Below are 21024 nucleotides of genomic sequence, written 5' to 3'. Positions count from 1 at the left end.
AGACATGAACGACGGCACCCCCACCCCGGTGACGGTCCTGGGTCTCGGCCCGATGGGGCAGGCGCTCGCCCGCGCCTTCCTCGACGCCGGTCACCCCACGACCGTCTGGAACCGCACGGCCTCCCGGGCCGATGCCCTCGCCGCCCGGGGCGCGACCGTGGCCGCCACCCCCGCCGAGGCGATCAGCGCGAGCCCGCTCGTGATCGTCTGCGTGATCGACTACGAGGTCGTGCACGCGATCGTGGATCCCGCGGCCGGCGAGCTGAAGGGCCGGACCCTGGTGAACCTCACCGCCGACACGCCGGAGCGTGCCCGCCGTACGGCCGCCTGGGCCGCCGAGCACGGCATCGACTACCTCGACGGCGCGATCATGACGCCGACGCCCACCATCGGGGGACCGGAGGCCGTCGTCCTCTACAGCGGGCCGGAGGAGATCTACCGGGCCCACCGGCAGGCCCTGGCGAGCCTCGGCGGCACCTCCGCCCACCTGGGCGCGGACCCCGGGCGGGCGGCGGCGCACGACGTGGCCCTGCTCGACCTCTTCTGGACCTCCATGAGCGGGCTCGTCCACGCCTTCGCCCTGGCCTCCGCCGAGGGCGTCGCGCCCCGGGACCTCGCCCCGTTCGCCAAGGGCATCGGCGCCCTGCTGCCCGCCATCATCGACGAGTTCGCCGAGGAGATCGAGAGCGGCCGCCACCCGGGCGACGAGTCGACCATCCTGTCGGCGGCGGCGGGCATTGAGCACATCGTGCACGCCTCCCGGGCCCGCGGCCTCGACACCGGGGTGCTGGAGGCCGCCCGGTCCGTCGCCCTGCGGGCGATCGACGCCGGGCACGGCGCCGACGGCTTCTCCCGCCTGGCGGAGACGCTCCGGACGGATGCGCTTTCCGAAGATTTCCGGTGAAATCCTCAGGTCCTCCTCCCCGCTGCCGACCATACGGAGAAACCGGACCAGGGAAGGTCCGGTGGACCCCCGCCAAGGAGGGAGGGGCCATGGGCCTGCGCATCGACCAGAGCCGCCCTGCGGACAACTACCGGTACGTGCCGCCCGCCGACCGGGCGGCCGGCACCCTGAGGGTCTTCGCCCTGCGGGCCGCCGAACCCGCGGCCAACGGCCCGCAGGGCAAGGAGTCGGCCGGCGGCGCCCCGGACCGTGACAGGCTGAGGGCCGCGGTCCGCGACGCGCGGAGGGATCTGTCCGCCATCCGGAGCGCCGAGGACGCCCTGGAGGAGACCCGGTCCATCCTCCAGGGCATGCGCGATCTGGCCGTCCAGGCGGATCGTTCCGGCACCGGCGACCCGGAGGCGCTGACCCGCCTGCAGACCAGGATCGCCACGCTCGGCTCCCAGCTCGGCCTCGTCTCCGGCACTGCCGCGCTCGGCTCCGCCGGAGCGCCGGACGGCCCGTCCGGGGACGGCGGGAACCGGTCCGGCCGCGCCGCGGTCCCTGCCGCCCGCCCTGTGGACGCCGCCGGATTCGGCCCGACTGAGCTGATCACGGCCGTCATCGACCTGACGACCGACGGGGGAGCGAGCGCGGCGCTGACCGCGCTCAACACCGCCATCCAGAAGGTCTCCACCGCCCGGAGCAGTCTCCACGCCCTGCGCGTCCGCTTCGAGGACGTCGCCGGCGCCCCCGGCGCGGCGGACGGGAACCGGGCGCTCCCGGGCACCGCGGCGGAGGGCCGGGCGGCCCCCGGTTCCACGATCCACGGCTCCGGCGCGGCCCTGGAGGTGATGGGGTCCGTCCGCTCCCGGATCCTCTCCGAGAGCGCCGCCGCGACGGACTCCCACGGTGAGCGGAGCCCGGGATCGGTCCTGCGGTTGCTGAGTTGAACGGCACCGCCGGCCGTCCGGGACGGGACCGCCTCCCGCCCGCGGCGGCCGGCACCGCCCGTCGCCCTCCGGTGCGGGGCCGTCGCCCTCCGGTGCGGGGCCGTCGCCCTCCGGTGCGGGGCCGTCGCCCTCCGGTGCGGGATCGTCGCCGGGGCCGTACCCGTCCGCGGCGTCAGGGCCGGCGGTCCTCCAACTCCGCCAGCGTCGTGCGCAGCCAGGCCGTCTCGGCCTCGCTGGTCGCCCTGGCGATCGTCAGCATCCCGTGCCGGAACGGATCGTCCTGCTCCTCCGCGCGGACCGGTCTGTCGTCCTCGTAGAAGAAGCTGCTCGGCTGCTCCAGGAAGGCCAGCCGCCGCCGCAGCACCTCGGCCTGCGCCCGGGGTTCCTCCAGGTCGCGCAGGAAGGCGAGCAGGACGAACCAGCGGTTCTCGTCGCTGATGTCCAGTTCCTCGGGGCGGCCCAGCCGCCGCAGCAGCTCCTCCTCCCCGGCGGGGGTCAGGTGCAGCATGTGCCGCGGGGCGGCGGCGGTGCCCGCCCGGGTCTCCCGCGTCAGCCACCCGGCCGCCTCCATGCGCTTGATGGCCGGGTAGAGCGTGCCGTCGGCGATCGGCCGGACGTGGCCGGTCAGAGCCGCCACCCGCCTGCGCAGCTCGTAACCGTGCATCGGCCGCTCGCGGAGGAAACCGAGGATCGCCAGTTCGAGCATGCCGTAGATCGTACCGCCTTGCCGTTATACCTCGGAGGCGATATACCTTCCTGCCGATACAGACTGCGGACGAGGAGAACGGCATGCACGTGACACAGGTCCACCCGAGCGGCGCCCGGATGCGCTGGCTGGAACTGCCCGGGACCGAGCCCGCCCGCGTCTACGTCCACGGCCTCGGCGCCATGTCGGCCCCCTACTTCACGCGGGTGGCCTGCCACCCGCTGCTCGCGGGCCACCGCTCCCTCCTCGTCGACCTGCTCGGCTTCGGCCTCAGCGACCGCCCTGCCGACTTCGGCTACACCCTCGGGGAGCACGCCGACGCCCTCGCCCGGATGATGGAGGCCGCCGGCGTGACCGGGGCCCGGCTGATCGGCCACAGCATGGGAGGGTCGATCGCCGTCGTCCTGGCCTCCCGCCACCCGGCGCTGGTCTCCGGCCTCGTCCTGGTCGACGCCTGCCTCGACCCCTTCCCGCCGGAGCCCGGCCATCCCGGTGGCAGCGGCATCGCCGCCTACGCCGAGGAGGAGTTCCTCCGGTACGGCAGGCAGGAGATCGGCGAGCGCGTCGGCCCGCACTGGTGGTCGACCATGCGCCTGGCCGACCCGCGGGCCCTGCACCGCAGCGCCGTAGGCCTGGCCCGCGGCGGCACGCCCACCGTACGCGAGCTCCTGCTCCGCCTGGAGGTCCCCCGCGCCCTCCTGTATCCCGCCCAGGACGGGCCGCCCGCCGGGGACGGCGACCTCCGCGCCGCAGGCGTCCGGCTCGTGCCGATCCCCGGCAGCGGGCACAACATCACACTCGACAACCCCGAGGCCTTCGCCCGCGCCGCCTCGGAGCTGCCCGGCCCGTGAGGGTCATGCGCTCCCGTGACCCGAGGGCGCACGCTCGTACTCCGCGATCCGGACGGTCAGGGTCTCCGCCGCGGGCCGTACCCCGCGGCGGGGTGCCTCCCCGGCCGCTCATCGCAGGACCTCCGCACCCGGCGTCTCCCGGAGCGCGGTCCCGCCCGGCGCGGGTGCGGGTACGGCCGGCCCGGCCAGCCTCCTGCCCAGCCGCTGGGCGGGGGCCTCGACCAGCCGGTGGGTCAGGTACGCCAGCGGCACCAGGGCGAGGAAGAAGACCGCGAGGTTCGGGCTCACCCTCAGCAGGAGCGGGTGGAGCAGGTAGAGGGAGAAGCTGATCACCCCGAGGTGGGCGAGCCACCGGGGGAAACTCCGGCGCCGGAGCGCGAACGCGGCCGCGAAGCACCCGGCGGCCAGCATGATCGCCGGCGCCCAGCCGGGGTCGTCCTTGGCGAAGGCCCCGCAGGCCAGGACCGCCAGCACCGCGGCGACGGCGGTCCGCCACCGGATCACGCCCCGCTCGGCGCGGTGGACGGCCGTGCCGGCGAACATCGCGGCCAGGACGGTCAGCCCCTGCCACGCGCCGATCCTGCTGCCCAGCACCACCAGCGCCAGGCCGAGCAGGCCGCCCGTCACCGCGGCGGCCGTACGCGCCCGGCCGCGCGCCCACACCGAGACGGCGATCGCCGCGACGACCGCACCCCCGACGAGCGCGGCGGCCGTACCGGCGCCTCCGTTGATCAGCGCGCGCGGCAGCAGGAACCCGAGCGGTACGGCCGACACGGCCAGGGCGACCGCGACCGCCGCCGACCGGTGCGCCTGCCGTACGGCCAGCAGCCCGGCCGCCAGCAGGTAGAACGCCATCTCGTAGGAGAGCGTCCACATCACGTCGATGACGGCGGGCAGGCCCAGCAGTTCCTGGAGCATCGTCAGGTTCCCGAGGAGGACGAGCGGCACGGGACGCGTGCCCAGGTCCGGGTGGAGGTCGAACGCTCCGCCCCACGCGAGCAGGAGCGCCAGGCCGGAGGCGACCAGCAGCAGCGGAACCAGGCGGAAGACCCGGCCGGTCCAGAAGACCCGCAGGTCACCACAGCGTTCCAGGGAGGCGGGGATGATGTACCCGCTGACCAGGAAGAACACGAAGACGCCCCAGGTGCCGACGTCGATCCTGCGGTCCACCTCGGCCCAGAGGTCCGGGATGAACGTCCAGGCGGAGTGGTGCAGGGCGACGGCGAGCGCGGCGGGCCCGCGCAGCGCGTCCAGCCAGGACAGCCGGGGAGAACTCTGGGCCATTTGCCCGACTTTATGGCATTTATATCTTTCCTAGTGGCTTTTCCGTGGATCCTGCGCCTGTTCCCGGACCGCCAGGGCCTCCGCCGCGTCCCGTGCCCCGACCGCCCGCAGCGCCTCCCGCAGGGCGGCGACACCGGAGCCGCCCTCGATGCGGGCATGCCGGGCGGGATCACGCGCCAGCAGCGCGCCGATCGCGTCCTCCACCTTCCGCCATCGCGGGAGATCCGTCTCTGCGGCGTACCCCCCGTCCCAGTCCCCCAGCGCGTGGAGCCCCTCCCAGCGCAGGAGACTCAACACTCCGGCGACCGCGTACGCGTCGTCCACGGCCATGTGCTCCGCCGCCCGGAACACCAGGGCCAGCCTCTCGTCCGCGGCCCCGACCGGCCCCAGCGCGTCCATCAGCCGGACGACACCGCCCCCGTCCTCCATGGAGACGTGCCGGACCGGGTCACGGGCCAGCAGGGCGGCCACCGCGCCCTCCGCTCCCACCTCCTGCAGCGCCTCCAGCAGGGCACCGGTCCCGTACCCGTCGGACAGGAGGACGTGCCGGGCGGGATCCCGGTCCAGCAGGGCCTCCACCGCGCTCCGGTCCCCGTTCCGCCACCACGCCTCCAGCAGGGCGGCGACCTCGCACCCGTCGCCCAGAGGCACGTCCCGGGCGGTCCGGGCGAGCAGGGCCGCGGCCATGTCCTCCCTCCCGCAATCCCGCAGCGCGTTCGAGACCGCGACCACGCCGTACGCCTCGTCGAGGGCGACGCCCTCCACCGCCCGGGCGGCCAGGGCCGCCACCGCGTCCTCGGCCCCGGCCCTGTGCAACGCCCCCAGCAGGCCGGCGACGCCGAACCCGTCCTCCATGGAGACGCACCGGGCCGCGCGGGCGGCCAGCACCGCCACCGCATCCCCGTCCCCCGCCTCCCGCAGCGCGTCCAGCGCGGAGGCCGCGGTGTAACCGCCGGCCGGCTCGGCGTCCGTCAGCGATCCGGGCGCGGCCTCGGCGCCGGGGCCGTGCGGGCCGCTCACCTGCCCGCCGGATGCCGGACCGGACATCCGACCACCTCCCCTGCCGGAACGCCCGCAGGCCGTACCCCGCGGTGCGGCGCCTCCGGCCACTCACCGTACGGCCTCCGGGAACACGCCGCCGGCGCGCCTCCCGCGGACGGGATCACCCTCCGCCCGTGCATCGCTCGCCCATCACCCCCCGCCCGTGAACCGCTCGCCCGCGGCCTCTATGCGCCGGATCTCGGTGCGGAAGAACCGGGCCAGCTCGGCGCAGGCCGCGGGGTCGACCGGACCGCCCTCCCGCTCGGGCAGGTCGGGGTAGGGGCTGCCGATGACGAAGATGTTCTCGTCGTTGTAGTTGTTGGCCGGAGCGGTGTAGTTGAAGGACCCCGCGATGACCACGGCCTCGTCGACGACCATGAGCTTGTGGTGGAGCTTGCCGAAGTCCGGGCCGCGCCGGGGGAAGTACAGCTCGATGCGGGCGCGGTCCAGGTCGTGGGTGGCCGCCCACCTCTGGGCGCCCTGACCCGGGTCCATCGCGCCGGTGACGGTCCGCCCGGCCGCCGCCAGGGCGATCATCGCGTCGTCGATGCCGGAGGAGCCGGAGAAGGTGAAGATGGCGAAGTCGACACGCTCGGCGGCCTTGAGCATCTGCTTCATGATCTCCAGCTCGGGCGCGTGGTCGGGCGCGAACAGCACCTTCACCGGTATCCCGCCGAGGTTGTAGGCGTCGGGGACCTTGCCGTGGGCGCCCCTGCCGAACAGGCCCGCACGCATGTGGCCGAACTCGGTGGCGTACTCCCGGCAGATCCTCGCATCGTGGAAGACCACCGCGTGGTTGAGGTTGCGGTGGCAGTCGGTGTGGGTGAAGTTCGCCGAGCCTGACAGGATCGCCGAGGTGGGCAGGGCCCGGTCGCGGTAGTCCCGGACGACGAACTTCTGGTGGAAGATCGCCGGGTTGTAGTCCGCCTTCACGTCGACGTTGCAGCGCAGCAGCGCGGCGAGGATCCGCCGGTTCGGCTCCAGGCTCCGCTCGCCCGCCTCCTCGCCCCACTGGACGCGGCGGCGGGCCGCGGCCTCGTCCTCCCCCTCCCGTACGGTGACCGCCGGCGGCTTCGGGGAGACCAGGTAGTCCTGCTCCAGCACCATGCGGACGCTCACCCCGCGGAAACGGGCGTCCAGGACCGCCTGGGCGATGGGCTCGGAGTCGAGCTCCTGGACGGCGATGTCCAGGGAGCGGCGGGCGCCGCCGATGAAGTCGACGATCACATGCTCGAGGTCGTCGGCCGCCCCGAGCTCACGGGGCCCGACGAAGGCCTCGATCCCGCCTCCGGCGAACGTCGCCATACAACGAGCGTTCCACCACAGAAGAGGCCGTACAAGTAAGAAAGCGTTGATCGTCCGATACCCGAATAATCCATGACGGATCGCCGGTCGGGGAGGAGTCGCGGACCGCGCGACGTCATGACGGGCGCACGGGCGAGAGGACGGCCGGCACGCCTGGGTGGGCACAGCCGGACGACACCACCGTGAACAGCCCAGAGTTATCCACTTGTATCCCATTTTAGGTAGATCGCTCTATATGTCCATGTGATGCTTATATGACCGTTTTGAGGATGTCGGGAGGTGAGTCGTGGCAGAGATCTTCCGCATCTGGCTCCAGCTCACCACCTGGACCATGAAGGTGGTCATCAAGATTGCCGGCGCCCTCCTCGCCTGGACGACGAACGCGATGAGCGCCTACCGCCGAGGACGCGGCCCACGCCGCGGACTCCTCGCGCCGGGCGATCCGACCCCCCTGCCGACCGGCACCGGCTCGTATCACGACTACCGCGGCGTGCTGGCCTTCCGCCGTGTGCCCGCGCAGCTCAGGCAGGCGGAGTTCGCCCTGGGCAGGTTCGTGCATCCGGCGTACGGGCCCAGACAGGCCATCGGTCTCCCGCCCGAGGTGATCAACCACAACGTGGCGCTGATCGGTCCGGCGGGTTCGGGCAAGACGACCGGTGTCATCGTGCCGTGGATCCTCGCCGGACTACGCGCCGGGTACAGCGTCGTCACGATCGACGTGAAGGGCGACCTCCTCGATCGGGTGAAGACGGAGGCGAGGAACGGCCAGCGGCTCGGGGTCAGAGCGATGACTCTCGACTACACCCGCCCCGCGACGTCATTCCGCTGGAGCTGGCTGGCCGAGCTCGACAACGACCGGGCGATCGACCAGGCCGTCACCTCGGTCCTCGGCCGGTCGGCTCCGGCCGGCACCGATCCCTTCTTCCACAATATGGACTCGCAGGTGCTCCGCGGACTCCTGGAACTGGTGAGCGTCTCTCCGCGACGCCACTCGATCACTGCGACCGAGCTGCTCGCCACCCTCAAGGACCAGAACCGCCTCGAGCGGGCCCTCGGCAGGTACCCGGCGAGCCCGGCGCAGGCCCGCCTCGCCGACCTGCCGAACCTCGACCCCGCCGACTACGCCAGGCGCGTCACCGGCGTCGCGGTCAAGCTGGACGCGCTGGCCAAGCCCAGCGTGGAGGCGGTCACCGACCGGCTCGACCTCCCGCTCACCGACATCCTCGACCGTCAGCACCTCGTCTCGGTCGTGGCGCCCATCCAGGACGGCCAGGTGGCTCAGATGCTCTCCAGCCTGTTCGTCAACCAGCTCCTGTACCGCGCCTACGACAGGTTCACCCGGCCGGGCGGGGTCCCTCTGCTCCTGGTGCTCGACGAGGCCGCGCAGCTCGCTGATCGCATCGATTACGAGAACGTGCTGAGCGTGGCACGCGCGGCCGGTGTGGCCCTCGTCATCGCGGTACAGGACGCCCGGCAGTTCAAGGACGACAACCAGCGCTCGGTCGTCTTCGCCAACTGCGGCACTCTCATCTGCCTCAACGGCGTCTCGTACAAGAGCGCCGAGGTCATGTCCAAGCGTGTGGGCGACCATCCCGTCCAGACGGCGTCCGTATCGGCAGGCCCCTCCATCGCGGGTCTCGGGCGTTCGGCGAGTCGCACGACCAGCACCCAGACGGTCCCGGTCCTCGGCTTCCGCGAGATCATGTCCTCGCCTTTCGGAATCCGTTCCGCCACCGTTCACGCCCGGGACGTCTCCGACCGCCCCTTCCTCATCGATCTCTCCCGGTGATCGGAACATCCATGCGTGACAGGGGCGGCAGGCGCCGCAGCGAACGCGGCGACGACCGCGTCCGGCACAAGGCCGCGGAGATGCGGGCCAGGGAACAGCACGGCAGGGGCCACGCCTTCACCAGGCACAGGGATGCGGCACCACGCGAACTCGATCGCCGGGTCGTTCAAGGGATGACCGCCGAGGGCGGATCCGGCCGTCATCGAGTCGATCACGCAACGCGTTTCCTGACGGACACCGCCCTTCTCCGCACGACCGACGCCATCTGGGACTCGCCCGGATTGAGACGGAGCATCGAGCAGCAGAAGAAACTCCGCGATACGGGCCGGATAAAACCGGAGGAGATGCGGATAAGCGGAACCGTCCGGCTCAAGGACGCCCTGGGGGTCGGCTGGCGGGGAATGGTCGACGGCCGCAGCAGGGCATCCGGGGCCGGCACTCGGACCACGCGCTTCCCCGACGACGCCCTCGCCTACGCGCAGTGGAGGAGGAGCGCCGATGACCGGTGGTACCTCCATACCTGCTATCCGATTGCCACAAGGGAAAGAACGACACCAGCATCATGATCACCGAAGAGCTGGCCGGCTTCCTCTCGGCCTGGTGCAGTCTCGACTGCGACCCCGGCGAGACGACGGCGCTCCTGAACGGGCCGTCACGTGACTACTTCCTCTCCTGGCTCCCGCACGATCTGGAAGCCGCGATCCGCACCGGCTCCCTCACCCCGGAGGCCATGGAGGACCTGACCCACTTCGCCTTCGACGATCAGGCCGCGGTCAACGGCTGGATCCGCGAGAACTGGAAGACGTGGCGGTTCGAAGGCCCGCCTCCGGTGTGACCCGCCACCGGGCGACCGGAGGCGGAACTCCTCCGTGCCCCGGCGGGCCGCACATCCACCGAAGAAGAACAACCACAGACGCCCACCCGGACCGGCGCGCCGCACAGCGGCACGGTCATGACCGCCGGGGTTCCTGCCCCGTGTGACCGGACCCGAGAACGGCTCGGGACGTGGGCGCGAATCTCTCAGAGGGAGAAGTCGTGCACGACGAACGCGTGTCAGAGCGCAGCAGCGTGGAGGAAGGGCAGATCGTCATGCCCTTCTACCTGGTCTGCGATGTCTCCTACTCGATGAGCGACGACATGCAGGCGCTCAACAGCGGCCTCGACCAGTTGAGACGGGCCATCGCGACCCAGCCGGTCGTCGACGATGTCGCGCGGATCTCGATCATCACGTTCTCGGATTCGGCGAGAGTCGTGATGCCGCTGTCCCAGACGAGCGAGACCTCGACGCCGGCCTTGGCCCCTGAGGGCGGGACCGACTACGGATCCGCATTCCGGGAACTCGCAAGAGTGATCGAGGACGACCGCCAGAACCTCAAACGACAGGGCTACAAGATCTTCCGGCCGTGCGCCTTCTTCCTCAGCGACGGCGAACCCCTGGACGGCGACTGGGAGCAGACGTTCCGCCGGACGCTGACCTACGACAAGAAGACCGGCACCGGGATGAAGGCCCACCCCATCTTCGTGCCGTTCGGCTTCCGCGACGCGCCGGAGCAGGCCCTGCGGAAGCTCGCCTACCCACCGGAGCGGGGCAAGTGGTACCACGCCCGCAACACCGGCGTCGAGAAGGCACTCGAAGGCATTCTCGACGTCATCATGAAGACGGTCGTCTCCTCGGGGCTGAGCGTCGCGCCGCACTCCAAGCCCACCCTGGTCCTGGAGAAGCCGTCCCGCGAATCAGGGATCACGCGCGGAGACTCCGATTACGACGAAGACTACATCTGACCCGCGGGCCACCCTCATCATGAACTCCTCACCAGACCCGCGAGTGGCGGCGTCGCCGTACACCATCGGCGATCCCGGCCGTGCCGGGCGGGAACTCCCCGCGGGCCCGCCCGGCCCTCAGCCCGGGCTCTCCGACAACGAACTGAGCGCCGCCTGCCTGCCGGGCGTTCTCATGCGAGCGGCCACCTTCCGGGGGCTGCTGCATCGCTCCCGCAACGAACTCCGTCAGGACGCCTTCGCCTGGGGGCATCTCACCGACTCCGGCGGCGCGACGCACGCCGTAGCCGTCGTGTGCGACGGCGTCGGGTCCCTCGGCCGCTCCCACGAGGCCGCCGCACTCGTCAGCCGGCGGCTCGCCGAGCTGGGACAGACCGGAATGGCCTGGGCGGACTGCTTCACCACGGTCAACCGGGAACTGCACGACCACGCCGCGCGGATGCGTGAACGGCGCGACTTCGATCCCGGGCGCGACGGCATGGCCACCACCGCGGTGGCCCTCTCCGTGCACTGGTCGGGCGAGGAATGGGTCGGCGAGGTGGCCTGGATAGGAGACTCCCCTCTCCTCTGGCTCTCCCCGGACGGGACATGGGCGTCGCTGACCGAACCCGACGGCGACGAGGAGCAGGACGGATTCCACTCCACCGGAGTGCGGCCCCTGCCGAGCCGGGACGGCACCTGCCTGACCCGCCGGATCCGCCTCACCGGCGGTGCTCTGTTCCTCATGACCGACGGCATCGCGAACCCGCTGAGGTGGGCCGCGGACGTCCAGAGCACGCTGGCCCAGTGGTGGGCCCGCCCTCCCGACCCGTTCACCTTCGCGGCGCAGGCCGCCTTCTCCCGCAAGACGCACATGGACGATCGCACGGTCGTCGCGCTCTGGCCCGAACAGGACGAGACCCCCCATCCCGGTGACGGGCGACCACCGGCCGCGCACGACTCCCTCCAGGAGGAGCGAGCGCCCAAGGCGGACATCACGCGGGACGGCGCGGGCCGGGGATGAGGATCGTACGTGAGTCGGCGCTCGGCAGGCTGACCTACATCGCGGAGGGCGCCTTCGCCCGGGTGCACCGCGTGGAGGGATACACCCTGCCGGGGGATCCGACCCCGCTGGCGTACAAGAGGTTCACCACGAAGATCCGGCAGCAGGCTCGGACGGCCGAGGCCGTCGTGCGGTTCCGAGACACCCTGCCGGACGCCGACCGTGCCGACCTCGACGCCTATTCCGTCTGGCCGCGCGCTCTGGTGACCAGCCGGATGGGCAGGGTCTGCGGGCTGCTGATGCCGCTGATCCCGCAGGACTTCTTCTGCGAGCTGAACGACCCCAAGACAGGAAACCGGACGTCCAGGCCGCGGGAGATGGACTGGCTGATCTCGACGACCGCCCAGCGGGCGGCGGCCCAGATCGATCTGGCGGACGTCGAGCGCAGCGAACGTCTCATGCTGCTCGCCCAGCTCGTCTACTTCATCGGCAGGCTCCACAAGCACGGCTGGGTGTTCGGCGACATCAGCTTCCGCAACGCCGCCTTCGCACTCGATCCTCCCCGGCTCCTCCTGCTCGACTGCGACGGGGCGGCCCCTCTGACGGACCTGTACCGGCGTCAGGCCTCCACTCCCCACTGGGAGCCGCCGGAGTGCTCCCCTCAGTCACCGCGTAGGCGGCAACTGCAGGACGACGTCACCGACGTGTACAAGCTCGGTCTGGCGATCCTGCGCTGCCTGGCCCCCGGCAAGGGCGCGGGATCCAGCCGGTCGGCCGGCCGATTCACCTCGGACGCGATCGATGACGCGGGGCGCGACCTGGTCGAACGAGCCCTGTCCCCGGACCGTTCCGTGAGGCCGACGGCCAAAGACCTCTACGTCCACCTGAGCCGATCGGTCGCCTCCCGGGTCAAGACATCCCATCTCAGCTTCGCGAGACTGGCCTCCCCGTGTGTCATCCGCGGTCAGGACGCGGTGATCGAATGGGAGATCGAGAACGCGACCGAGGCCGTGATCTCCTACGGCAACGGCTCGAGGACGACGGTCGACCTGACGGCGCACCCCCGGCGCCACGCTTTCCGCCCCGACGCGTCCGGGCCGGTGTCCGTGGAGGTCAGGAACAAATACGGCGGGCTCCGCGTCGATCTCGGGTCTCTGACGCTGTTCGAGCTCCCCGGATTCCATTTCGACCCCGGAGAACTGCCCCGCCCGAAAACGCCTCGGCTCGAGGCGTTCCAAGCACCGATCATGTCGGCCGTCCTCAAGGGCAGGCCGCGGATCGCGACAGGGGGAGAGGTCGTGGAGATGCCCCGGCTGAGGGCCTTCGAGTTCATCGGAAGCCTGGTGCCGGCCGACCGCGCCTCCGTCTTCGCACCCGGCTTCAACGGCATCGTGGCGGACACCGTGCGCACCGTGCGGGACTCCCTCGAGCAGGCCGGCGGCGAGTTGAAGACCGCCATTCGGAGAATTCACGAGGACAGGCTCGGGCGACTCGAGCGGGAAAGGACCGGACCGTGAGCAGAAGAATCCGCGTCGGGAGATTCCTTTCCTGGCTCGGCGGCGCGGACGAGAACGCCCTGCGGCAGGTGCCGTCGGAACGCGGCAAGTTCACGCAGATGGCCCTCGTCCTGCTCACGACCGCAGCCCTCGCCTCCCTCTCGATGGCGTTCGCCCTGCACGACGGACTGGACGTGTCCTGGCCATGGGCGGTGATCTCCGGTGTCGCCTGGGGCTTCGTGATCATCAACCTGGACCGTCTGCTCGTCCTGAGCATGGGCACCACCCGGGCCTACGGCCGCATGCTGCTGATGGCGGCCCCCCGCGTGGTGATGGCCGTCGTGCTCTCGGCCGTCGTCAGCACGCCGCTTGTCCTGCGTGTCTTCCAGGACGAGATCAGGGCGGAGATCCACCTCATCCAGCTCGAGCGCTCCGGGACGCAGAAGGAGTCCATCGGACGGAGCGCCGAGACGAAACGGAAGGCGGATCTCGAGAAGGAGATCAAAGCACTCGAGAGCATCCTGGCCGGCAACCTCCCGGCGGACTTCAGCACCCCGGAGTTGAAGGCCGCGAAGGACACCGTGGCCGCTCTGAGGAAAGAGCTGGCCGGCAAGGAGAAGACGCGGAACGACAAACGGGACGCCTGGCAGTGCGAGCTGCACGGCGGTGGCGAGAAGTGCGCCGGCGCCTCCAGCAAGTCCGGTGACGGGATCCTCGCCCAGGCGAAGGAGCAGGAGTTCGAGCAGGCGGAGAGCGCCTACCGGGACGTCAGCGAGAAACTGCGGAAGGCCGAGGCCGACCTGGCCGTGGTCCAGCAGAGAGCCATGCGGGACGAGAGCAATGCGCTGGCCGAGGCGCAGGAGGACGCGCGGAGGAGACTGCCCGGGCTCAAGGCCGAGCTCCAGCAGGTCACGGGGAGACTCGACGCGATGAGCGAGGCGGGCTTCAGGACCAACACCGAGGCCGACGGGCTGCCCGCCCAGATCCAGGCGCTCTTCAGTGCCGGCGAGAAGGACGGCTCTCTGCACTGGGCCCACATCATGGTCTTCTCCCTGTTCTTCATGATCGAGCTGCTGCCCGTTCTGGTGAAGCTGCTGTTGAACTTCGGTCCGATGTCCGCCTACGAGTCCTTCATCAAGGTCCGCGAAGAGGCGCTGACCAAGAAGTTCGAAGCGGACCACGACCTGGACCGGACCATCGCGGAAGGGCACGCGGAGGTCAGGAAGAAGATCGAGGAGGACATGCGGAGGCGGGAGGAGGAACTCGGCGTACAGGCCAACGCCTACGTGGCTGATGAGATGCGGGTCATCCTCGAATCAGCGCTTCACGAATGGGGCGAGCAGGTGCGCGGCAAGTTGGGGGACCTCGAAGACGAGGCGGTCGCGAAAACGAACGGCCGGTGGACCCAGCACACCCCGCTGAACGCGATCATCGCTCTCCCCGACGAGAACCGCCTGTGAAGCGACCACGAACGGAGCCTCGCCCATGGCCGGCCTCAGCGCCCCGGGCCGGCCGCTCCCTGAGAAGGAGCCGCTCCTGTCCGCATGATGGGCCCGGCACCCGCGCCCTCCCGGCGGAGCGTCCGGCCGGGGAGGGCGGACACCCGGGGCCGGGCGGGCCGGCTGAACCCGGATTTGAGGCTTCACAGGGCCTGTCCAGTGCCTTCGCTGCCGGAAGTATCAAAAAGCACTTCAATGAGATGATTGAAGCCACGGTTCGGCGCCCGTACCACACACCCGTTGGCCAGGTCCGGCAAGCAGGCCGGGCCGTGGACCCCGGCCCGGAGGCCGGGGTCTCCACATTGGAGGAAGCCGATGAAGTTCCTTCTCGAAGTCGACATGGGCGACACCGCGTTCGACGGAGACGCCGTCCAGGAGCTGGGCCGCATCCTGCGGTACTGGGGCGGGAACCTCCGCCACTACGAGCTGAAGCCCGGCGACGGCTCGGTCGTCTACGACTCCGCCTACCGCGAGGTCGGCCGGTGGAGCATCGTCGAGGCCGACGCCTCCTGACGCCTCCTCCCCGAACGTCAGAGGGCCCTCAGCGGTCGAACCAGGAGCGCGTCCGGGGAAGGAACAGCAGGACGAGCACGGCGGCCGGCATGAGGAAGGTCGTGACGTTCGAGAACCCGAGGTCCGCCCCGGCGTCAGGGACGGCCATCGCGATCCCGCCGACCAGTATGAACCCCTCGATCAGGACCGCCGTCGTCCAGACCCGCGCTCCCCGGGAGATCCATTTCCCCGCCGTCCACCCGGCCAGCAGGGCAGCGCCGACCAGGAGGACGCTGAGGAAGAAGAAAGCGATCTCCGACGGGACGACGTCACCGTGCGCGCCGACCAGGAGGACGATCATCGCCACCGCCGACACGATGCCGAACGCCCCCTGGATCATCATGATGAACTGGGCGGCCTTCGCCGTGGACGGCATGTCGCGCACCTTCTCTGACTCGATCATGAGACCTCTCGGGGCAGGAGGAACCGGTGATCCGGAGAGCATCCGGACCGGTCGGGCACACCTGAGCCGGCCACAGACATGATCACAGATCCTCCGGGAGGCGGAAAGCCTCGTGACCGGTCCGCGCCCGCCTCGCCGACCGTGGAACCCGGTCCCCGGTGACGGATCGGGCCGGAAAACGGAGCAGGGAGCACCGGGCGGGGAACACCGGGCGGGGAACACGGCGGCCGGACGGTCACGGCGGACCGGCGGGCCCGCTCGGGCTCAGACGCTCTCGAGGAAGGCACGCACCTCGTCGGCCTCGGGGACACCGAGCTCCTCGTAGAGCCGCAGGGCCGAGCGTCCGTGCTCACGCGCCCGGTCGTCCTGCCCGAGGCGCAGGCAGGCCCTGGCCAGGCCCTCGTGTGCCCGCGCCTGCTCGGGCCGGTTGCGCGCCGTACCGGCGAGGGCGAGCGCCGTGGTGTGCTCGTCGGCCGCCCGCGCCGCCTCGCCCAGCGACAGGGCCGCCTCGCCGAGCCCGTTGAAGGCCGATGCCTCGTCGCTGCCGTTGCCCATGGCCCGGTAGAGCTCCCCGGCCTGGCGATGGCGGGTCACCGCCTCCTCGGCCCTGCCCTGGTGCCGGAGGACCGCGCCGAGGTGGTTGAGCACCCGGGCCTCGCCCAGCGGGTCGCCCTCCTTCCGGTGCAGGGCCAGCGCCAGGTCGAGATGGCGCCGTGCCTCCTCGTGGCGGCCCAGCTGGACCAGGATCATGCCGAGGTCGGCGAGGACGAACCCCTCCCTCGACCAGTCACCGGCGATCCGGGTGAGGTCGAGCGCCTGCTTGAGGCACTGCTCGGCCCGCGCGCTCTCGCGGCGCCGCCAGGCCACGTTGCCGAGCGCGTTGAGCGCGAGCGATCTCTCGGCCGGGTCCTCGCAGGCCGCGAGCGCCTGGTGGGCGAAGTCCTCGGACCGCTCGTAGTCGCCGCGCCGCCAGTGGGTCCAGGCGAGGTCGGCGAGCGCGCGGCCCGGCGGCATGGCGTGTTCCCCGAGCGCGCGGCTCCTGCGCAACGCGATGGTGTGCAGGGTCAGGGCGTCGTCGTGGTGGGCCTGCCGGTCGAGATAGGGGCTCAGGGCCACGGCGAGGTGGCTGATGCACACCTCGGGCCCGTGGACCACGGTCGCGATGATGTTGGCGCGCTCGGCGTCGAGCCAGCCGACGGCCTCCGCCGTGCCGCGGATGGGCTCCACGGGCGTGATCTCGGGCGGCATGTTCGGCCGGTCGGGGACCCGGTGGGGGAACAGCTGCTTGACCGCCGAGCGGGACCGGTGCAGATAGTGCAGGAGCAGGCGCATGAGCGCGCCGCCCTCCTCCATGCCGCCGTCCTCCGCGCCGTCCTCCGCGCCTCGGTCTCCCGTACCCCTGCCCTCGGCGCCTCGGTCTCCCGTGCCGCCGCCCTCGGCGAGGGAGCGGGCGTGCTCGCGCAGCAGGTCGTGGAGGGTGTAGCGGCCCGGCTCGCGCTGCAGGAGCATGTGCGCGTCCAGGAGGTTCTCCAGCAGTTCCTCGGCCTCGAACACGGGGACGCCGGCGAGGGCCGCCGCGGCGTGCGGCTCGATGTCCCGGCCGGGGGCCAGCCCGAGCAGCCGGAACATCCGCTGCTCCGCCGTCCCCAGCTGCTCGTACGAGACCGTGAACGCCGCCGCGACGCTCCGCTCGGACGTCGTGAGCTCGGCGAGCCGCCGCCGCTCGGCGTGCAGGCGGCCGGCCAGGTAGGACACCGTCCACCGGGGCCGGTGCTGCAGGCGCGCCGCGGCGATCCGGATGGCGAGCGGGAGGTGCCCGCACAGCTCCAGCACCTCGCGTACGGCCTCCGGCTCGGCGGCGGCCCGCTCGCCCACGATGCTCCCGAAGAGCGCGACGGCGTCGCCGGACGGCAGCACCTCCACCGAGAGCGCGTGGGCGCCGTCCAGGTCGACCAGCCGCCGCCGGCTGGTGATCAGCAGGAGGCTGTCGGAGACACCGGGGAGCAGCGGGCGCACGTGCTCGCCGTCCGCCGCGTTGTCGAGGACGACGACGACGCGGCGCCGTGCCAGCTCGGCACGCCACAGGGCGCTCCGCTCGGCCTCCGCCACCGGGATGTCGGTCAGGCCGAGCTGCCGCAGCAGGACCTCCAGCGCGGCGGAGGCCGGGAGCGGATCCCGGCCCGCGGCGTGCGCGCCCAGATCGATGAAGAGCTGGCCGTCCGGGAAGCGGTCGGCCAGGCGGTGCGCGGCGCGGACGGCGAGCGTGGTCTTGCCGATGCCGGCCATGCCGTCGATCGTCACGATCGTGTTCCGCTCCTCCGCGACCAACCGGTCGAGTTCGGCGGTACGGCCGGCGAAGTCGGGGATGTCGTAGGGCAGGAAGTTCGACCGGACCCCGTTCACGGCCCTGTCCTCGGCCCTGTTCCCGGTGTTCCCGGCCCTCTCCCCGGCCTCGGCCCTGGCCTCGATGTTCCCGGCCCTGGCCTCGGCCCTGGCCCTGAGTTCGGGGGCGTCGGTCAGGACCGCCTGTTCCAGCTCGGCGAAGGCGCGGCCGGGATCGAGGCCCTGCTCCTCGGCGAGCGCCGTACGGTACGACCTGGCCGCGGCGAGGGCGTCGGCCTGCCGTCCGGAGCGGTGCAGGGCCAGGACGAGCTGGCCGACGAGCCGCTCCCGCAGCGGGTGCGCCGCCACGTGGCCGGCCAGCTCGTCGAGCACCTGGCTGTGGCGGCCCGCGTCGAGCTCGGCCTCCATGAGGCGCTCGACCGCGGTCAGCCGCCGGTCGTCCAGCAGCGCGCGGGCGCCCTGCGCGTAGCCGGCGTGCACGTCGGCCAGGGCGTCGCCGCTCCACAACCTCAGCGCGTCCCGGAACCGGCCCGCCGCGACCAGTTCGGCGAAGTCCTGCACGTCGAGCCGGCCGGGCCCGGGGATCGCGACGTAGCCGCCCGGCCGCGTCTCGAGGACGTGGTCGGCGCCGACGCCGCGGAGCGCCCTGCGGAGGGCGGTGATCGCGGCATGGATCTGCGACCGGGCGGTGTCGGGCCGGTCGTACCCCCACACGGCGTCGATCAGCTTCTCCATGCTGATCACACGACCGGCGTTGAGCAGCAGATAGGCGAGGACCGCGCGGTGCCGCGGAGCGATGCCCCGCACCGGCTCACCGCCGGCCAGCACCTGCACCGGTCCCAGGAGCGTGAACCGCACCTCCACCGCGTATCGCCCTCCCATCGTCGTCGCATCGCGAACCTATCAATCCGGGCGTGGACCCTCGTTCCTGTCAGCACGAGAGCACCCCGGAGGAACGAGAACGATGCGAGCACGGATGAAGAACCCCGTCGCGGTCGTCCCGGCCGCGATGCAGCCGGTCCAGGCCCTGGCCAGGGCCGCCCGCGAGCAGGGCGTCCCCGAGGAGCTCCTGGAGATGGTGCACCTGCGGGTCAGCCAGATCAACGGCTGCGGTTTCTGCGTGGACGCCGGTCTGAAGAACCTCAGGAAACTGGGCGAGAGCGACGAGCGGATCGGTCTGGTGTCCGCCTGGCGCGAGACACCGTACTACACCGACGCCGAGCGCGCCGCCCTGGAGCTCGCCGAGGCCGCCACCCGGCTGGCCGACCGCGCCGACGCGGTGCCGGACGAGATCTGGGACGCGGCCGCCGGCCACTTCGACGAGCGGCAGCTCGCCTCGATCCTCCTGACGGTCGCCGTGACCAACCTGTTCAACCGCCTCAACGCCCCCATCCGGCAGACCGCCGGCGCCTGGTGAAGGAGTCCCCCATGTCCGTCGTACGGTCCCACGCCTACTCGGTCGATCCCGCCGACCTCGAGGAGTTCCTGGCCCGCCGGGCCTCGCTGATCGGCACCATCCGCGAGGCGCATCCCGGGCTGACGAAGACCCTGCTGGTCGAGCTGGACGACGGCACGTACAGCGACACCTGGCACTGGGAGAGCGGCGCGCAGATGGGTGCCGCGCTCGCCGCCCTCCCCGCCTTCCCGGAGGCCCCGCTGACCATGGCGCTCACCAGGGACGCGACGGCGCGGGACGGCCGGGTCGTCGACGAGCGCTGAGCCCTCCGCCGGGCCCTCGCCACCGCGGCGGGGGCGGGTCCGCCGGACCGGCCGAGACGGCGGCCGCCGACGGCTCGGAGGAGGGCCCGCCACCGGCGTGCCGGGGACGCCCCGGTCCCGGGTCAGCCCGAGCGCAGGGCGGCGGTGTAACCGGTCAGCGCCCGGTAGCGGCGCTGGAGCTCGGCGATGTCCCGGGCGAGGCGGGAACGGTGGGAGTCCAGCATGTCGAGGTAGCGGGCGCAGCCGGAAGGCTCCGGCCCGTTCTCGGCGCAGGGCAGGAAGTCGCGGATCGTGTGCGTGGGCAGGCCCGCGGCGAGCAGCTCACGGATGCGCGCGACCCGTTCGACGGCTTCGGGACGGTAGCGGCGATAGCCGTTGCCGTCCCGCTCGGGGTGGAGGAGACCCTGCTCCTCGTAGTAGCGCAGCAGGCGCGGGCTCACACCGGTCCGCCGGGACAACTCACCGATCCGCATCGCATTCCCTCCGCAGAGGACTTGACCTTCACACCGATGTGAGGCTTCAACCTCTTCGGCATGGAACGGATTCCCGAACTCTCCACCACCGTCGCCGGGTCCGGCCCCGGCATCCTGCTCGCGCACGGCGCCAGCGGCAGCGTCGCGGACAACTACGGCACGCTGCTGCCGGTCCTGGCCGCGGACCACACCGTCGTCGGCCCCGACTACCCGGGGTCGGGCGCCACCCCCCGGGCGGCCGCGGGCTTCACCCTGGACGAGCTGACCGACGCGGTGGTGTCCTCCGCGGTCGAGGCCGGGGTGGAGACCTTCACCGTGATCGGCTTCTCCCTGGGCACCACCGTCGCCGTGCGGGCCGCGGCCCGGTATCCGCAGCGGGTGCGGGGGCTCGTGCTGGCGGCGGGCTTCGCCAGAGCCGACAACCAGATCGACCTCTCCCTGGGGCTCTGGGAGCACCTGCTCGAACGCGGCGACGCCGAGGGCTTCGCCAGGATGCGCGCGGTGAACGGCTTCAGCCTCGGGTTCCTCAACGGGCTGCCCGCCGAGCAGCTCGCCGAACTGCTGGCGCCGGACCCCGCCGGACCACCGCTCGGGGTGATGGAGCAGGCGGCCCTGGGGCGATCCGCCGACACCCGGGACGACCTGGCCGGGATCACGGTGCCCACACTGGTCATCGCGACGACCCGCGACGCCCTGGTCGACCCGGCCAACTCCCGTTACCTGGCGGACCGCATCCCCGGGGCGCGCTACGCCGAGGTGGACTCGGGGCACGTGGTGATGGCCGAGCGGCCCGCCGAATGGCAGGAACTGGTCGGGAAGTTCCTGGCCGAGCACGGGCTCTGAGCGACGGCGGGAGGCCCTGCCGCCGTCTCCCCACCGGTCCGGACCTCGCCGGCCACGGCGGGGTCCGGACCGGCGTGAAAGTTTCACCGCTGGTTGACGGACGCGGGGCGGCCATTCACGATC

21 protein-coding genes are annotated in these 21024 nt (G+C 71.9%); 14 read left to right on the top strand and 7 right to left on the bottom strand.

Features of this window, described 5'->3' with window-relative positions:
• Positions 1-4: 4 nt before the first annotated feature.
• Positions 5-904: an NAD(P)-dependent oxidoreductase gene (locus tag ACFOWE_RS32845; RefSeq protein WP_377294783.1), complete on the top strand. Its 900-nt coding sequence runs from the start codon at positions 5-7 to the stop codon at positions 902-904.
• 89 nt (positions 905-993) lie between these two features.
• Positions 994-1836, top strand: coding sequence for a flagellin N-terminal helical domain-containing protein (locus ACFOWE_RS32840; RefSeq protein WP_377294781.1), 843 nt, complete (start codon positions 994-996; stop codon positions 1834-1836).
• 172 nt (positions 1837-2008) lie between these two features.
• On the opposite strand, the gene ACFOWE_RS32835 is transcribed toward ACFOWE_RS32840, so the two are convergent.
• Complete coding sequence (locus ACFOWE_RS32835) at positions 2009-2542, bottom strand: PadR family transcriptional regulator (protein WP_377294779.1); 534 nt, start codon at positions 2540-2542, stop codon at positions 2009-2011.
• Between the two features lie 83 nt (positions 2543-2625).
• Between ACFOWE_RS32835 and ACFOWE_RS32830 the strand changes: the two genes are divergently transcribed.
• The gene (locus tag ACFOWE_RS32830; RefSeq protein ID WP_377294777.1) at positions 2626-3393 is read left to right on the top strand and encodes an alpha/beta fold hydrolase; all 768 of its coding nucleotides are present in this window, start codon (positions 2626-2628) and stop codon (positions 3391-3393) included.
• 108 nt (positions 3394-3501) lie between these two features.
• Here ACFOWE_RS32830 and ACFOWE_RS32825 read toward each other — a convergent pair whose 3' ends face one another.
• The 3 genes from ACFOWE_RS32825 to ACFOWE_RS32815 form a co-directional block, all read right to left on the bottom strand.
• A complete protein-coding gene (locus ACFOWE_RS32825; RefSeq protein WP_377294775.1) occupies positions 3502-4677 on the bottom strand; it encodes an acyltransferase family protein in 1176 nt (391 codons plus the stop codon).
• A gap of 30 nt (positions 4678-4707) precedes the next feature.
• Positions 4708-5724: a hypothetical protein gene (locus ACFOWE_RS32820; RefSeq protein WP_377294773.1), complete on the bottom strand. Its 1017-nt coding sequence runs from the start codon at positions 5722-5724 to the stop codon at positions 4708-4710.
• A gap of 144 nt (positions 5725-5868) precedes the next feature.
• On the bottom strand, positions 5869-7023 hold the full coding sequence (locus tag ACFOWE_RS32815; RefSeq protein WP_377294771.1) for a phospholipase D-like domain-containing protein: 1155 nt from the start codon (positions 7021-7023) through the stop codon (positions 5869-5871).
• 286 nt (positions 7024-7309) lie between these two features.
• Here ACFOWE_RS32815 and ACFOWE_RS32810 point away from each other — a divergent pair, with 286 nt between their 5' ends.
• The 8 genes from ACFOWE_RS32810 (at position 7310) to ACFOWE_RS32775 (ending at position 15081) form a co-directional block, all read left to right on the top strand.
• The gene (locus tag ACFOWE_RS32810; RefSeq protein ID WP_377294769.1) at positions 7310-8812 is read left to right on the top strand and encodes a type IV secretory system conjugative DNA transfer family protein; all 1503 of its coding nucleotides are present in this window, start codon (positions 7310-7312) and stop codon (positions 8810-8812) included.
• A gap of 11 nt (positions 8813-8823) precedes the next feature.
• On the top strand, positions 8824-9378 hold the full coding sequence (locus ACFOWE_RS32805; protein ID WP_377294768.1) for a hypothetical protein: 555 nt from the start codon (positions 8824-8826) through the stop codon (positions 9376-9378).
• Positions 9375-9647 carry a hypothetical protein gene (locus tag ACFOWE_RS32800; RefSeq protein WP_377294766.1) on the top strand — a complete coding sequence of 91 codons (273 nt, stop codon included), beginning with the start codon at positions 9375-9377 and terminating at the stop codon, positions 9645-9647. Before ACFOWE_RS32805 ends, ACFOWE_RS32800 begins: the two co-directional genes overlap by 4 nt.
• A 200-nt stretch (positions 9648-9847) precedes the next feature.
• The gene (locus ACFOWE_RS32795) at positions 9848-10594 is read left to right on the top strand and encodes a vWA domain-containing protein (RefSeq protein WP_377294764.1); all 747 of its coding nucleotides are present in this window, start codon (positions 9848-9850) and stop codon (positions 10592-10594) included.
• A gap of 19 nt (positions 10595-10613) precedes the next feature.
• Positions 10614-11594 carry a protein phosphatase 2C domain-containing protein gene (locus ACFOWE_RS32790; RefSeq protein ID WP_377294762.1) on the top strand — a complete coding sequence of 327 codons (981 nt, stop codon included), beginning with the start codon at positions 10614-10616 and terminating at the stop codon, positions 11592-11594.
• On the top strand, positions 11591-13090 hold the full coding sequence (locus ACFOWE_RS32785; protein WP_377294760.1) for a hypothetical protein: 1500 nt from the start codon (positions 11591-11593) through the stop codon (positions 13088-13090). The genes ACFOWE_RS32790 and ACFOWE_RS32785 overlap by 4 nt, the downstream gene beginning before the upstream one ends.
• Positions 13087-14529: a DUF4407 domain-containing protein gene (locus ACFOWE_RS32780; protein WP_377294758.1), complete on the top strand. Its 1443-nt coding sequence runs from the start codon at positions 13087-13089 to the stop codon at positions 14527-14529. The genes ACFOWE_RS32785 and ACFOWE_RS32780 overlap by 4 nt, the downstream gene beginning before the upstream one ends.
• 354 nt (positions 14530-14883) lie before the next feature.
• Entirely contained in the window at positions 14884-15081 is a 198-nt protein-coding gene (locus ACFOWE_RS32775) for a hypothetical protein (RefSeq protein ID WP_377294757.1), read from the top strand.
• 28 nt (positions 15082-15109) lie between these two features.
• Here the strand turns inward: ACFOWE_RS32775 and ACFOWE_RS32770 are convergent, their stop codons facing one another.
• Together ACFOWE_RS32770 and ACFOWE_RS32765 are read right to left on the bottom strand one after the other, a co-directional pair.
• Positions 15110-15523, bottom strand: a complete 414-nt coding sequence (locus tag ACFOWE_RS32770) for a hypothetical protein (RefSeq protein ID WP_377294755.1) — start codon at positions 15521-15523, stop codon at positions 15110-15112.
• 264 nt (positions 15524-15787) lie between these two features.
• On the bottom strand, positions 15788-18748 hold the full coding sequence (locus tag ACFOWE_RS32765; RefSeq protein ID WP_377294753.1) for an AfsR/SARP family transcriptional regulator: 2961 nt from the start codon (positions 18746-18748) through the stop codon (positions 15788-15790).
• A gap of 82 nt (positions 18749-18830) precedes the next feature.
• Between ACFOWE_RS32765 and ACFOWE_RS32760 the strand changes: the two genes are divergently transcribed.
• Together ACFOWE_RS32760 and ACFOWE_RS32755 are read left to right on the top strand one after the other, a co-directional pair.
• Positions 18831-19283 carry a carboxymuconolactone decarboxylase family protein gene (locus ACFOWE_RS32760; protein WP_377294751.1) on the top strand — a complete coding sequence of 151 codons (453 nt, stop codon included), beginning with the start codon at positions 18831-18833 and terminating at the stop codon, positions 19281-19283.
• An 11-nt stretch (positions 19284-19294) separates the two neighbouring features.
• Positions 19295-19585: a hypothetical protein gene (locus ACFOWE_RS32755; protein WP_377294749.1), complete on the top strand. Its 291-nt coding sequence runs from the start codon at positions 19295-19297 to the stop codon at positions 19583-19585.
• Between the two features lie 122 nt (positions 19586-19707).
• Here ACFOWE_RS32755 and ACFOWE_RS32750 read toward each other — a convergent pair whose 3' ends face one another.
• Positions 19708-20058 carry a MerR family transcriptional regulator gene (locus tag ACFOWE_RS32750; RefSeq protein WP_377294748.1) on the bottom strand — a complete coding sequence of 117 codons (351 nt, stop codon included), beginning with the start codon at positions 20056-20058 and terminating at the stop codon, positions 19708-19710.
• Positions 20059-20118: 60 nt separating this feature from the next.
• Between ACFOWE_RS32750 and ACFOWE_RS32745 the strand changes: the two genes are divergently transcribed.
• Positions 20119-20901 (top strand): alpha/beta fold hydrolase, encoded by a 783-nt coding sequence (locus ACFOWE_RS32745; protein ID WP_377294746.1) that lies wholly within the window; start codon positions 20119-20121, stop codon positions 20899-20901.
• Positions 20902-21024 lie beyond the last annotated feature (123 nt).

Source organism: Planomonospora corallina, from assembly GCF_042650625.1.
Taxonomy (GTDB): Bacteria; Actinomycetota; Actinomycetes; order Streptosporangiales; family Streptosporangiaceae; genus Planomonospora_B; species Planomonospora_B corallina.
The sequence above is the reverse complement of the archived record's forward strand: the minus strand, read 5'-3'. Positions and strand labels throughout refer to the sequence as shown.

What these genes read in the sequence shown, in the direction of transcription:
- ACFOWE_RS32845 (WP_377294783.1), top strand. Translation starts at nt 5, where the DNA reads ATGAACGACGGCACCCCCACCCCGGTGACGGTCCTGGGTCTCGGCCCG.
- ACFOWE_RS32840 (WP_377294781.1), top strand. Translation starts at nt 994, where the DNA reads ATGGGCCTGCGCATCGACCAGAGCCGCCCTGCGGACAACTACCGGTAC.
- ACFOWE_RS32835 (WP_377294779.1), bottom strand. Translation starts at nt 2,542, where the DNA reads ATGCTCGAACTGGCGATCCTCGGTTTCCTCCGCGAGCGGCCGATGCAC.
- ACFOWE_RS32830 (WP_377294777.1), top strand. Translation starts at nt 2,626, where the DNA reads ATGCACGTGACACAGGTCCACCCGAGCGGCGCCCGGATGCGCTGGCTG.
- ACFOWE_RS32825 (WP_377294775.1), bottom strand. Translation starts at nt 4,677, where the DNA reads ATGGCCCAGAGTTCTCCCCGGCTGTCCTGGCTGGACGCGCTGCGCGGG.
- ACFOWE_RS32820 (WP_377294773.1), bottom strand. Translation starts at nt 5,724, where the DNA reads ATGTCCGGTCCGGCATCCGGCGGGCAGGTGAGCGGCCCGCACGGCCCC.
- ACFOWE_RS32815 (WP_377294771.1), bottom strand. Translation starts at nt 7,023, where the DNA reads ATGGCGACGTTCGCCGGAGGCGGGATCGAGGCCTTCGTCGGGCCCCGT.
- ACFOWE_RS32805 (WP_377294768.1), top strand. Translation starts at nt 8,824, where the DNA reads ATGCGTGACAGGGGCGGCAGGCGCCGCAGCGAACGCGGCGACGACCGC.
- ACFOWE_RS32800 (WP_377294766.1), top strand. Translation starts at nt 9,375, where the DNA reads ATGATCACCGAAGAGCTGGCCGGCTTCCTCTCGGCCTGGTGCAGTCTC.
- ACFOWE_RS32790 (WP_377294762.1), top strand. Translation starts at nt 10,614, where the DNA reads ATGAACTCCTCACCAGACCCGCGAGTGGCGGCGTCGCCGTACACCATC.
- ACFOWE_RS32785 (WP_377294760.1), top strand. Translation starts at nt 11,591, where the DNA reads ATGAGGATCGTACGTGAGTCGGCGCTCGGCAGGCTGACCTACATCGCG.
- ACFOWE_RS32775 (WP_377294757.1), top strand. Translation starts at nt 14,884, where the DNA reads ATGAAGTTCCTTCTCGAAGTCGACATGGGCGACACCGCGTTCGACGGA.
- ACFOWE_RS32770 (WP_377294755.1), bottom strand. Translation starts at nt 15,523, where the DNA reads ATGATCGAGTCAGAGAAGGTGCGCGACATGCCGTCCACGGCGAAGGCC.
- ACFOWE_RS32765 (WP_377294753.1), bottom strand. Translation starts at nt 18,748, where the DNA reads ATGGGAGGGCGATACGCGGTGGAGGTGCGGTTCACGCTCCTGGGACCG.
- ACFOWE_RS32760 (WP_377294751.1), top strand. Translation starts at nt 18,831, where the DNA reads ATGCGAGCACGGATGAAGAACCCCGTCGCGGTCGTCCCGGCCGCGATG.
- ACFOWE_RS32755 (WP_377294749.1), top strand. Translation starts at nt 19,295, where the DNA reads ATGTCCGTCGTACGGTCCCACGCCTACTCGGTCGATCCCGCCGACCTC.
- ACFOWE_RS32750 (WP_377294748.1), bottom strand. Translation starts at nt 20,058, where the DNA reads ATGCGGATCGGTGAGTTGTCCCGGCGGACCGGTGTGAGCCCGCGCCTG.
- ACFOWE_RS32745 (WP_377294746.1), top strand. Translation starts at nt 20,119, where the DNA reads ATGGAACGGATTCCCGAACTCTCCACCACCGTCGCCGGGTCCGGCCCC.